The 11406-nt window shown below is 77.0% G+C and carries 11 protein-coding genes; 4 read left to right on the forward strand and 7 right to left on the reverse strand.

Features of this window, described 5'->3' with window-relative positions; translation table 11 throughout:
• Positions 1 to 21: 21 nt before the first annotated feature.
• Complete coding sequence (locus AB0L40_RS23300) at positions 22 to 1074, reverse strand: hypothetical protein (RefSeq protein ID WP_364360406.1); 1053 nt, start codon at positions 1072 to 1074, stop codon at positions 22 to 24.
• 216 nt (positions 1075 to 1290) lie between these two features.
• On the opposite strand from AB0L40_RS23300, the gene AB0L40_RS23305 reads away from it, so the two are divergent.
• Together AB0L40_RS23305 and AB0L40_RS23310 are read left to right on the forward strand one after the other, a co-directional pair.
• Complete coding sequence (locus AB0L40_RS23305) at positions 1291 to 2772, forward strand: lipopolysaccharide biosynthesis protein (protein ID WP_364360408.1); 1482 nt, start codon at positions 1291 to 1293, stop codon at positions 2770 to 2772.
• Between the two features lie 316 nt (positions 2773 to 3088).
• Complete coding sequence (locus tag AB0L40_RS23310) at positions 3089 to 3376, forward strand: YciI family protein (RefSeq protein ID WP_364360410.1); 288 nt, start codon at positions 3089 to 3091, stop codon at positions 3374 to 3376.
• 91 nt (positions 3377 to 3467) lie between these two features.
• Here the strand turns inward: AB0L40_RS23310 and AB0L40_RS23315 are convergent, their stop codons facing one another.
• Positions 3468 to 4580, reverse strand: coding sequence for a RelA/SpoT domain-containing protein (locus AB0L40_RS23315; protein WP_364360412.1), 1113 nt, complete (start codon positions 4578 to 4580; stop codon positions 3468 to 3470).
• Between the two features lie 85 nt (positions 4581 to 4665).
• Between AB0L40_RS23315 and AB0L40_RS23320 the strand changes: the two genes are divergently transcribed.
• Both AB0L40_RS23320 and AB0L40_RS23325 read left to right on the forward strand, forming a co-directional pair.
• Positions 4666 to 4875 carry a hypothetical protein gene (locus AB0L40_RS23320; RefSeq protein WP_364360414.1) on the forward strand — a complete coding sequence of 70 codons (210 nt, stop codon included), beginning with the start codon at positions 4666 to 4668 and terminating at the stop codon, positions 4873 to 4875.
• 380 nt (positions 4876 to 5255) lie between these two features.
• On the forward strand, positions 5256 to 6098 hold the full coding sequence (locus AB0L40_RS23325; RefSeq protein ID WP_364360416.1) for a hypothetical protein: 843 nt from the start codon (positions 5256 to 5258) through the stop codon (positions 6096 to 6098).
• A gap of 61 nt (positions 6099 to 6159) precedes the next feature.
• On the opposite strand, the gene AB0L40_RS23330 is transcribed toward AB0L40_RS23325, so the two are convergent.
• The 5 genes from AB0L40_RS23330 to AB0L40_RS23350 all read right to left on the reverse strand — a co-directional run bounded on the left by AB0L40_RS23330 (position 6160) and on the right by AB0L40_RS23350 (position 11253).
• Positions 6160 to 7443, reverse strand: coding sequence for a hypothetical protein (locus tag AB0L40_RS23330; RefSeq protein WP_364360418.1), 1284 nt, complete (start codon positions 7441 to 7443; stop codon positions 6160 to 6162).
• 199 nt (positions 7444 to 7642) lie between these two features.
• On the reverse strand, positions 7643 to 8443 hold the full coding sequence (locus AB0L40_RS23335) for a hypothetical protein (RefSeq protein ID WP_364360420.1): 801 nt from the start codon (positions 8441 to 8443) through the stop codon (positions 7643 to 7645).
• Positions 8444 to 8871: 428 nt separating this feature from the next.
• Complete coding sequence (locus AB0L40_RS23340; RefSeq protein ID WP_364360422.1) at positions 8872 to 10110, reverse strand: hypothetical protein; 1239 nt, start codon at positions 10108 to 10110, stop codon at positions 8872 to 8874.
• A 10-nt stretch (positions 10111 to 10120) separates the two neighbouring features.
• The gene (locus AB0L40_RS23345; RefSeq protein ID WP_364360424.1) at positions 10121 to 10435 is read right to left on the reverse strand and encodes a hypothetical protein; all 315 of its coding nucleotides are present in this window, start codon (positions 10433 to 10435) and stop codon (positions 10121 to 10123) included.
• 332 nt (positions 10436 to 10767) lie between these two features.
• Positions 10768 to 11253 carry a DUF2256 domain-containing protein gene (locus AB0L40_RS23350; protein WP_364360426.1) on the reverse strand — a complete coding sequence of 162 codons (486 nt, stop codon included), beginning with the start codon at positions 11251 to 11253 and terminating at the stop codon, positions 10768 to 10770.
• Between the last annotated feature and the right edge of the window lie 153 nt (positions 11254 to 11406).

Genomic DNA, 11406 nt, shown 5'->3' on the forward strand with positions numbered 1-11406 from the left:
CCCGGGCCGGCGCCGTCCCGGTCAGCCCGCGTCGAGCCCGAGCGCCGCGAGCCGCTCGCGCAGCGGCGCGTTCTGGCGGGCCGCGGTCTGGTCCAGCGCCCAGCTGCGCAGGGCGTCGTCCGGAGCGCCGCGCCGGCCGGCCTCGGCGGCGACGGCCGCCGCGAAGGCGTCCGCGTCGGCGGCGACCACGATCGCGGGATCCCAGGTGCGGACGCCGGCCAGGTCCGGCACGACCGTCCGGCGGCCCAGGCGCGCGGCCTTGAGGATCCGGTACGGGAGCCCGGCGTCGTTGAAGTCGTCGCGGCGGAACGGCAGGATCCCGACGTCGGACAGGCGCAGCAGCTGGGCGGCCGCCTCGTCGGGCAGGGAGCCCAGGAAGACGAACGGCGCGTGCGATCGGCACCAGGCGGCGTCGGCGTCGCCGGCGACCTCGTCCTCGTGCAGCTCGCCGACGAGCAGCAGCTGCAGGCTGGGCAGGCGCTCGCCGAGGGCGCGCAACAGCGCCCAGTCGGTCCGCCGGCCGAGGTGGCCGAGCGAGAAGCCGACGACCTCGACGGTGGGATCCGGGGCGGGGAACGCGTCGGCGGCCAGCGGGCTGAGCACCGTCGGGCGGCCCTCCTCGCGGGCCAGCTCCTCCAGCCGGCCGCTCGACGCCACCACCAGCGACGCGGCCTGGGCGGCGCGGCGGTGCAGCGCGGTCAGGCGGGCGCGGCGCGCCTCGTCCGCGTCGCCGGCGGCCTCGTAGCGGTCCCAGCGCCAGTACCAGAGCTCGGCGCCGGTCCGGGCGCGCAGCGCGGCGGCGACGGGCTCCTGCGTGGCATGGAAGAGGACGACGACGCGCGGGTCGCGCCCGTCGGCGTTCAGGCCCTTCAGCAGCGCAGCGGCCTGCCGCCCGGCGACGGCGCCGACGGCCTTCTCGGGCAGCCGCAGCGCGGCCCCGTAGCCGGGCCGCGGCGGATCGACGGCGACGACGTCCCCGCCGCGCAGCAGATCCTCCGCCTGGTCGCGCAGGATGAACCGGTCCAGCGGCCGCGGGAGGAGCAGCACGCAGGTCGGGCGCAGGTCGTCGCTCACGGGCGGGACCTTAGGCCCTGACCGGCTCCTCCGTGGTCCGTGGCGGACCGGGACGCACCGCGGGGGCCGCAGGTCCGGCGCCGTGGCCGCGGGCGGAGAGCCGCTGCGCCCCGCGGGTCTGCCTGGGGTGCATCGATATGCACGCGACGCACATCCCTCGCGTGGACGGTGGGCCGCCGCGGGCCGGGCGCCGCCCGGCGACTACGATCCCGGCCGATGGCGCCGCACCCGCTCCGTCGCCTCGCGGCGTCCGGCATGGCCTACCAGTCGGCCAGCCTCGTGGCCGGGGTGCTGGCGCTCGTCACGCTGCCGCTCTACACGACGCACCTCAGCGAGGCCGAGTTCGGCTGGGCCGAGCTCCTCCTCACGAGCATCATCCTCGTGTCGATCGCACTGCGGGCGGGGCTGCAGGAGGCGCTCGTCCGGCACTGGTTCCACGACGAGGACGCCGACCGGCGCTCGCGGCTGGCGCGGCGGGTCGTGCTCGTGGTGGTCGCCGGGACGACGGTGCTCGGGCTGCTCGTGGTGCTCCTGGCGGCGCCGATCGCGCGGGTGCTGCTGGCCGACGGGCACCCCGCCGGCCCAGTGCGCGCGGCGGCGCTGGGGCTCTGGGCGTTCACGAACCTCGAGGTCGCCAACGCGCTGCTGCGCGCCCAGGAGGCCCGGCGGACCTACCTGCTGGCGTCGCTGTCCAACGTCGCGCTGACGGTCGGCTCGACGGTCGTCCTGGTCGTCGTCCTCGGCGGCGGGGCGTCGGAGTACCTGCTGGGCAACTACGCGGCGTCGACGGTCGTCCTGGTCGGGGTCTGGGCGTCGCAGCGGCGCCTGCTGCTCGGCGCGCGCGGCCCGGCCCCCGAGGGTGCCGAGGTGCGGATGGCGCCGCTCCTGCGCTTCGGCCTGCCGACCGTCGTCCCGGAGCTCGCGGTCTTCCTGCTCAACGTCGTCGACCGCGCGTGGCTGATGGGCTCGTCCGGCGCGGCGGCCGCCGGCGTCTACGCCGCCGCGGTCAAGCTCGCCACCCTCACGATCGTCGTGGCCCGCGCGTTCCAGGCCGCGTGGCCGCCGCTGGCCTACGACCTCTCCGACGAGGAGGCGCCGAAGGCCTACGCGCAGGTCGTCCGCGCCTACGTCCTCGTGCTCGGGTGGATGGTGGTCGGGCTGACGCTCCTGCGCCACCAGATCGTCGACGTGCTGATCGGCGACGAGTTCGACCACGGCGCGGTCGCCGGCGCCCTGCCGTGGCTGGCGCTCGGCTGGGCGATGTGGGGCCTGACCTGGGTCTTCACGACCATCGCCGGCCGGCACCACGCGACCGGCCGGACGCTGCCCGCGGCGCTGCTGGGCCTCGTCGTCAACATCGCGCTGCTCGCCGTGCTCGTCCCGTCGCTGGAGGCCACCGGCGCGGCGATCGCGCTCGTCGGCGCCTACGTCGTCGCGCTCGGTGCCTCGCACCTGCGGACCCGCCGGCTGATGCTCGTGCCGTTCGAGTGGGGACGCCTGGCCGCGGCGGTCGCCGCGCTCGTCGTCCTCGGGGCCGGCCTCGACTGGGTCGCCGCGCCGGACGGCGCCGGCGGGATCGCGCTGCGCCTGGCGGGCTGCGCCGTCGCGCCGCTGCTGCTCGTGCTCGTGGGCGCCGTCCGGCCGGCGGAGGCCCGCGTCGCGCTGCGGGCGGTCGGGTCGCGACTCCCGGGTCGCTGACCCGGTCCGGTCCACCGTCCGGCGGGCCCGCCGGACGGTCTCCGCCGACCGCGGCTGCACCCCGCCGTGGGGCGCCCGCCCGCCCCAGGCGCCCCCCGCCCCCCCCCGCGGGCCCCCGGCCCCCCCCGCGGGCCCCGGCCCCCCCGCGGCCCCCCCGCGGGGGCGGCCGTCGGTCGTTCCGGAGCGGCGCCGTCGCGTCTCGGCGGCCGCCGAGACGCCCGGCAGGACGGACGGCGGCGCGCCCGACCCCCGGCAGCCGCGCCCGCCCTGCCCGTGCGCGATGATCCGGGCCCGACCGACGACGCGAGGAGCCCCGGTGCCCGAGACCCTGCAGCTGCTGAAGTACACCTACGTCGAGGACATGGCGACGCTCCGGGCCCCGCACCGCGAGGCGCATCTCGCGGCGATCGAGGCCTCGCGTCAGGCCGGCGACCTGGTGATCGGCAGCGCCGTCGGCGATCCGGTCCACACCGGCCTCCTCGGCTTCCGCTCCGACACCCCCGCCGTGGCGGAGGCCTTCGCCGCGGCGGACCCGTACGCGGCCGCCGGCCTGATCGTGTCGTTCACGGTCGAGCCGTGGGTCGTGGTCACGCCCCTGCCGTAGCGGCAGGACACCGCCGAACGGTCGGAACCGACCGCAGACCGCCGGAAGCGAGGCGGTCGGCGGTCGGCGGTCGGCGGTCGGCGGTCGGCGGTCAGGCGACGATGCCGGCCTCGCGCAGGCGCTTGAGGCGCCAGCCGAGGACCCGCGGGCGCTTCTGCCGCTGGGCGACGTCCTCCTCGCCGACCAACCGCTCGGCCAGGGCGATGTAGTCGGCGCCGCCGACGGCGAGCAGCACGTCGTCGAGGCAGCGGACCTGGTTGCGCTCCCAGGTCACGCCCTCGCGGAACGTCCGGTCGATCGCGGCGATGTCGACGCTGCGGACGGCGTCGCGGAGCGCCTCGACGGTGTCGAACCCCGACTCCAGCGCGTGCCGGCGGATCCACTCCTCCGAGCCCGCGCCGCGGCTCGGCGGTGCCTCCGGGAAGACCTCGGCCAGGAACGAGCGCATGGCGCGCGCGGTGAGCCGGTTGCCGACGAGCCGCTCGGGCGGGTCCTCGGCGGTCGTCGCCGGCCCGTCGGCGCGCGGCGGCGGCTCCTGGCGCGCCCCGCCCGCGGCGGCGTCGTCGATCTCCTGCAGGAGCTCGTCGACCATCTCGATCAGCGCCGCGGCCCGGTCGAACTTCCGCGACACGCGGGAGCCTGCGGCCCCCTTGTAGCGGGAGGCGTGCTCGAGCTCCGCCCACACGTGCTGCAGCTGGGTGCGCAGCTGGATCTCGACCCGCGGGACCCGGAAGTCCTTCGGCGGCGACGGCGCGCCGAGCGGGGCGGCGGGCGTCACCAGGACGTGCACGCTCTGATACCCGAAGGCGCGGGAGTCGCTGTGGTCGACGCCCTTGTTGCGGACCTCGCGCACGAGCAGCGCGTCGTCGTCGGCGATCGCCTGCTCGACGGCCTCCACCTGCGCGGGCAGGAAGGCGATCACGCGCAACGCCAGCTGGTCGCTGATGTCGTCGGTGGGGAAACGGTAGTGCAGGCGCTCCGGGTCCTCGGGGTCCGGCGCCGCCGCCTTCTGCTCGAACGACGCCGGCGCCTTGATCCGCCACTCGACCTCGGACTGGTTCTCCGGGATCCCGGCCGCGGAGATGAGCTCGCGCAGGTGGGCCTCCATCGTCGCGCCGAGGCGGCGGAGGAAGGCCTGGTACGAGGGCAGCTCGTAGTGGCGGCGCGCCTGGCGGGCGTGCTCGAGGAACGTCGGATCGGTCATCGGTGGCGACGCCCACCCTCCCACGTCCGCCGGTCGGCAGGCCCGTCCCAGCGGGGCTGCAGGACCCGCGCGCTACGCTGAACGCATGAGCGAGAAGCATGACCACGGGGCCGATCCGAGCTGTCCCAACGGGGTCTGCTCGTCGAGCGCGCCGCCGCTGATCGGCTCGATCCTGACGGGCTCCGGCCTGACGCTCGACCGCGCCGTCGTCCTCCTCCGCGAGGGCGCCGACCTGCCGCTGACCGACGTCCAGCTGCGGATCGTCGAAGAGCGCGCGCTGCACGCCGGCGCCTGAACGGCGGCGGGTCCCCCGCCGCCCGGGACGCGCCCCGAGCGACGACGGCAGAGAACTCGGCGCCCTCGCGGCGCCTCGCGACCGCCCCGGCCCCGGGGGGGGACGCGTTCCGCGCGCGCTCTGGGAATCCATCACGAGACGGTGATTCCCCGAGCGACGCCCGCACGCCTCTTGGGTCCCGCTGCCCGCGCGCCCGCCGCCCGGACGACGGGCCCGGGCCGCCCACGCTCCGTGCCGCCGCCCGGATCCGTGACGTTCCTCACGGTCGGCCGACCTGGCGCGACGACGCCCTCACGGCATGTTAGGGTTTCCGAATTCCGAGCCTTCCGGTGGGTCTTCCACCGGCGGCCCGCCCCCGTTCGCCCGATCCGCGCCCCCGCATGTCCGACTCGTCCGCCTGCCCCGACCAGGCCCCCTGGCTGCACCTCACGCTCGAGGATCGCGAGGTGCTCGTCCACCACTCGTCGGTCACCACGCTGTCCTCCCGCGGCGTCCGCGCGAGCGACCGCTTCGACTGGTTCGCGACCCGCGCCGGCGGCGACCGCTGGGTGGTCTTCCACCGCAGCGAGCACCAGGACGCGGTGACCGCGAGCGTCGTCCTCTCCCGCGGCGGCCGCGACCTCGACTGGCAGGAGCAGCTGCTCGGCCGGCGCCAGGCCGAGCTCGTCGCGGCCCCGATCGCCGTCGCCGACCTGCAGCGCGCCGCGATCGCCGGGCTCCAGGCCGCGTGCGGGACCCGCCTGCGGACCGCCCTCCCGGAGGAGCTGTCGGAGGTCGCCGGCACCGCGCCGATGCCCGCCGAGCGCTCGCCCTCCCCCGAGGACCTGCCGCCGCTGGTCGCGGCGCTGCCGGCCGACCCGATGGCCGACACGATCGTCCTCGGCGAGGTCCTGCCGTCCGACGCGGCGCGGGCGCTGCACCGGCACGGCCTGGCGACGCTCCACGACGTCGCGCGCCTGTCGGACATCCAGCTGCGCGACCTGCCCGGCGTCGACGACCGGGCCCGCCGGCTCGCGCTCGCCGCGCTGCGCCGCCACGGCCTGCTGCCCGCCCCCGAGCGGTCGTCCGTCACCGACCTGCGCGAGCGCCGCGACGGCCGTCGTCGCCAGGCCGCCCGCTTCGCCGAGCTGCGCCAGCGCGGCTACGGCCTGGAGCAGATCGCCGAGCACACCCGCCGCACCGTGGGCTACGTCCGCATGGTGCTCGGGGAACGCGCCGCCTGACCCGGACGGAGCCCCACCCGGGGCGTTCGTCGTAGCCGACGCCGCGGCGCCGGGCTCGGAGCTATCGGTCCCCGCTGGAGATCCGCTCGACGAGGTCCGTCGAGAACGCCCCGAATCCCGTCTTCGCCCAGATGGTCGTGCCCTCGAAGTACGGCACGTCGCCGTCGCGCAGGGCGTCGGGCGTCCGGCCGGCGCGCACGTCCGCGGCGCAGGCCGCGCACGCCGGGAGCCGCAGGACGCGCTCCCACTTCACCGTCTTGGCGGAGCGTCCGTGGAGCGGGTCGAAGGTGCACAGCGGCGTGTGCTTCGGCGGCCGCCGCCCGGCATCGAGTGCGGCGGCACGGGCCATGTCGCCGCGCGCCTGGTCGACGAGCACGAGGATGCCGACGAGGTCAACGGTCCGCGGCTCGTCGCGCGAGATCCGACGGGCGGCGGTGTAGGCGTCGAGCGCCCGCTGGTAGGCGGCCTGGGCGTCCTCGCGGCGGGGGACGACCTGCTCGTCCAGCAGCGCCGCGAGCGCGAGGAGCTCCTGGTCGGCGTCCTCCGCCAGCTCCGCCCGCTCGGCGGCCCGGGCGTGCTCGAAGACCCGCGCCGGCACCACAGGCAGCGGCCCGGCGGCGGCCCGCGCGACGCGCCGCCGCCGGCGGACCGACCACGCGGCGATCAGCGCCACGAGGAGCAGGACGCCCGCGATCATCAACGGCCCGGCCCCGCTGCCACCCGAGGAGTCCCCGGAGCGGGAGCCCGGGGCCGTCTCGGGATGCTCCTTCGCGCTCTGCTCCTCGTCGGCGGCGACGCGCGCGGCGAGGCGCGCAGGCGACTGCCGCAGGTTGGCGAAGAACCGCTCGAGGCGCTCGAGCAGCGTCCGGCGGTACGACGGCTCGTCGCCGTCGTCGACGTAGTTGGCGAGATTCGCGGCGTCGCCGACGGCCTGGTCGCGGACCTCGACGCCGTTCTTGCGCTCCTCCACGCGCAGGTAGCGGTCCTCGACGCCGACGAAGATCCCGTCGCGCCGGAACCTGCTGCGCAGGGCGGTGAGGAAGTTCCGCGCCTTCCCGTCGTAGCGGTCGCCGTCGTTCACCGGCACGAGCGCCACGTAGACGGGACGGCCGGACGCCTTCACGGCCCGCGCCACGCGGCGCGTGGCGGTGGGACTGATGACCCCGTCCAGGGAGGGATCGATGTAGACGGGCGAGCGCTCGAGCGCACTCGCGACCTCGGCGGGCGTCGTCGCGGCTCGGGCGGTCGGGGGTCCCGCGGCCAGGAGCAGCAGGAGGCACGCGAGGGCGACGGTCGCGGTGCGGACGACGGTCGCGGATCGCAGGACGGGCGGGGGTCGGAGCATGGAAGTTCGAGGCGAGACCGGGGGCGGAGACGTGAACAGGGGTCGGTGCGCGATCGGTGGCCGGACGACGGCCGGAGACGGCGCATCCACGGGACGGCCGTCCCCCGTGGGTACGGGGACGACGCCGGGGCGATGCTCGTGGCCCGTGCCGGGAGGCAGGGCGCCCGCGTCGTTCTGGGGAGTCCACGCGGGCGACACGCTACGGACGACCGCCCCCGCTGCGCCCGCCGCGCTTCCGACGGCTTCCGCCAGCAGGACGTCCGCCGCGGCCCGGACCGCCTCCGGGCGTCGGCCCGGACCTTCCGCCCCGGCCCCCGCCGCCAGCGGCGAGCGGCCGGCGGACGGCGGCACGGATGCCGAGGAACGTCCCCGCCACGAGCAGGCCGAGCAGCGTGCCGGTCACGCCGGCCGCGACGGCGTCCTCGCGGTTGCGGGCCGCGCGGAACGTCCCGCTGAGCGGCCGCAGCGGGTCGACGTCGTCGATCACGCCGTTGGGCGGCCCGGCGCCGGCCTTCCGCACCGTCGCGACGATCGTCCGCAGGCGGTCCGGCACGGTCGTCCAGCCCGGAGGAGCCGGGTCCGACGCCTGCTGCTCGGCGGGACGCTCGTCGCGGGGCGGGAAGAGCAGCTCGTAGGGGATGGAGAGGTCCAGCGGCACGCCCACGCTCGCGAGGTCCATCCCGCCCTCCTCGTCGACGGTCACGTAGACCCCGGTCCGCCCGACCCGGCGCTGCAGCGTCTGGAGGACCCGCTGGGTGTCGCCGCCGGATTCGTCCTCGTCGACCTTCGGCAGAACGGCGACGAAGACGGCGACCCGCGCGTCACGGAGCGTCCGGATCAGGGACCGGCGCTGCGACGCGTCGAGCACGTAGCCGACCTCGGGGTCGACGACCAGGGGCGTCCGGCGCAGTTCGGCAGCGACCCGGTCCAGCCGCGCGCTGCTCGGCGCGCTGCCGGCCGACGTCCGCCGGTCGTCCTCGCGCTGGTCGTCGGACGGCACGAACGGGGACCCGGCCGCGAGCGGACCGATGATCTTGGCGGCCCTCGCCCTCGTGGTCGCGGCTCCGCTCGCCGCCGAACCGGCCGACGCTGCCGAGATGCGGATGGACGCGCCCGCCGGCGGCGCGGCGCCGGCGACGAGCATCAGGGCGGCGGCGACCGCCGCGGTGACGACCGTGGCGCGCCGGCGGCCGGTCGTGCCCGGTCGGTCGGCCGTGCCCCGTCGGTCGGTCGTGCCCCGTCGGTCGGACGTCGTTTCCGGGATCGGTCCCCGACCGGGCTCCCGGGCAGGCGTGCCCGGCGCGCCGGACATCGCCGCCGCCGTCGGTCGGCGTCCGTCGTGGTGGCGGCGACCCCCCGGCAGGCCGGTCATCCCTGGCGGGAACCGCCGGCGATCGCCGTGGCGGTCACGCACGGCCGGCCGGCCGATCATCGGTACCGCCCGCGTCCGGCGAGCACGAGGTCGGCGAGGTCGTCGTCGATCGCCCCGAAGCCGGTCCGGGCCCAGACGGTGTCGCGCTCCCAGTAGGGACGGCCGGAGTCCTCCAGGACGGTCGGGCCCCGGCCGGCCGCGATCTCGTCCGCGCACCACGCGCAGGCCGGGAACGTCGCCTCGTCCGCACCGAGGCGCCACCGCGTGGAGCGCACGCCCTCGCCGTGCCGCGGATCGAACAGGCACGGCCGCCACTCCCGGCCCTCGAGCAGGGCGCGGCCGGCGGTCGCGAGCGCCTCGGCTCCGAGGCAATCGATCGCCGTCAGCCCCCTGCGGGAGAGCGTGTGCGACGCCGCGTCGTAGTGGCGCAGGGCGGGGTCTGGTGGGTGCGCCGCGTCGCCAATGGCGCGCGCCAGGCCGGCCAGGGCCTCCTGGGCGCTGCGGCGAGCATCGTCGCGGTCGGGCGGCGCCGCGGCCCCCAGCGGCACGGGTCGTGCACGGAGCCGGCGCTCGTCGCGCAACGCCCGGCGCCCGCTGCGCCGCCTCCGGGCGCCAGGGGTCGCGGCGACGAGGCCGACGGGGACCACGAACCCGAGCGCGGCCGAGATCCCGAAGATCCACCACGGGCGGGCGTCGTCCGCAGCGCGCTCCGCGTCGACCGACATCGTCGCCTTCGCGCCGGTCCGCAGGTACCGCAGGGCGAACACCAGGCGAGCGATCGGCCCGTCCCGCGTCGGCACGGCGTCGGAGACCACCGAGTAGAGCCGCCCGACGTCGCTGCGGGTCCGGACCCCGTACGCCTCCGCGTCGAAGCCGATTCCGTCTCCGTCGGACACGAGGTACAGCCCGTCCCGCCCGACGCGGTCGCGGAGCAGGTTCGGCAGGTCCGCGGACGTCTCGACGTCGGGCTCGTCCCGCAGGGTGGGGGCCAGCACCACGAACGTCGGGTAGGGCATCGCCGTCACCTCGCGCCGGAGCGCCGCGACGTCGTCCGCGGCCGTGACCCGAGCGAGCGACGGGCTGACGTAGACGGGATCCCGCCGGAGCTGCTCCGCCAGGTAGACCGGCCGCGGATCGCCGGGCTGGGCGGCAAGCGTCGGCGGGGCGCAACCGCCGGCGACGACCACGGCGGCCACCAGCACCAGGAGGGCGCGGACGGCTGAGCGGCGCGGGACGCGGGAGACGACTCGACCGGCGTCGGACGCCGGCGAGACGCGGTGCTCGGGGGACGGCACCCGGACGACCCTACCCGCGGTCCGCGACGGTGGCGGCGCGCCACATCCGCGCCGCGGCGTCAGGCGCCTCGCTGTCGACCCGCCGACAGCGCCTTGCGCCACGCGGAGAACGCGCCAGGAACACCAGGCGCATGCCCGCGAGTCGCCACCGCGCCACGCGCGGGAGATCGAAGACGAACACGGCTGACAACCCGGAGCGCGCGACCAGCGCGGGGTCGCGCGAGCCCAGGCTCTCGGCGGTCAGCCCCACGGCCTCCCGTGCGGCGAGCGCCCCGACCTGCCGCGGGACACCGGTGTCCTCGGCATCGGGGTCCTTGCCCAGCACGGCGGGCGCGTCGACCTTCGGACCGGCCCGGCGTCCGGGAACTCCTGCACCGGGCAGCGGTCCCGCAGAGCGCAGCCGGCGCACCGCCCGGGCGCACGCTTCTCGACCTGCCAGCGGGCGAACCCGGGCGGCCGACCGGTCCCGGTTCCGACCGTCCACTGAGCGCCACCGGGCGGCGGTGCTGCCGCACGGCAGTGCCGGTGGGCGGCAGGACTACCCGGCAGCGGTGCGGCCCGGACGACGGCGCTACCGGGTGGCGGTGCACGGGACGGCGGTGGTGCTGAAGTCGGCGCCGCTACGGGCCGTCCGAAGTTCGCCGCGCCGCGGCGGCCTCACGACGGCAGTGGTCGGAGCAGTGCTGCACCGTCTCCCAGTCGCACCGTCTCCCAGTCCCGGGCCCACTCCCTCCGCCAGGTGAACGGTCGTCCGCAGCGGACGCAGGTCTTGGTGGGCAGGTCGGCCTTGCGGCGCATCCGGCCCATGCTCAGCGGCCGCGCGTGTGGTGCCACCCACCACACACCTCGCAGTGATAGACCACGGCGCGAGCACCGGGACCGGGCTGGTGCATCAGCGCGAACGCCCGGGCCTCGGCCTCCGTCGCGTAGCGGTCCTTCCGTTCGCAGACCGCCTTCTGGCGCGATGCATGGGCCGCGGCCTGAGCGGGACCGGCGGGGCGAGGCCCGGCGGGGCGGGCGACACCTCGGCGATCCCGAGGCCCGGTGGGCTTGCGACGCGGCACGAGCGGACCGTACTGCAGCGGCGCGGGCGATCCGCACTCGGCACCTCCATCGCAGCCGGCGCAACGCGGGCCACGGCATGGCGACAAAGGGCTCGGGAACGACGAGGGGCCCCGCTGGTGCGGGGCCCCTACAACGGCGAAGCGCCCCGCAATTGCGGGGCGCTTCAACACGAATTTCGGCGGCGACCTACTCTCCCAGGCCCTTGCGGGCCAAGTACCATCGGCGCTGAGG

Origin of the sequence: Patulibacter sp. NPDC049589 (assembly GCF_040675535.1) — a bacterium.
In the GTDB taxonomy this organism is placed as follows: domain Bacteria; phylum Actinomycetota; class Thermoleophilia; order Solirubrobacterales; family Solirubrobacteraceae; genus Patulibacter.

What these genes read in the sequence shown, in the direction of transcription:
- AB0L40_RS23325 (WP_364360416.1), top strand. Translation starts at nt 5,256, where the DNA reads ATGTCCGACTCGTCCGCCTGCCCCGACCAGGCCCCCTGGCTGCACCTC.
- AB0L40_RS23330 (WP_364360418.1), bottom strand. Translation starts at nt 7,443, where the DNA reads ATGCTCCGACCCCCGCCCGTCCTGCGATCCGCGACCGTCGTCCGCACC.
- AB0L40_RS23320 (WP_364360414.1), top strand. Translation starts at nt 4,666, where the DNA reads ATGAGCGAGAAGCATGACCACGGGGCCGATCCGAGCTGTCCCAACGGG.
- AB0L40_RS23305 (WP_364360408.1), top strand. Translation starts at nt 1,291, where the DNA reads ATGGCGCCGCACCCGCTCCGTCGCCTCGCGGCGTCCGGCATGGCCTAC.
- AB0L40_RS23350 (WP_364360426.1), bottom strand. Translation starts at nt 11,253, where the DNA reads ATGCCGTGGCCCGCGTTGCGCCGGCTGCGATGGAGGTGCCGAGTGCGG.
- AB0L40_RS23315 (WP_364360412.1), bottom strand. Translation starts at nt 4,580, where the DNA reads ATGACCGATCCGACGTTCCTCGAGCACGCCCGCCAGGCGCGCCGCCAC.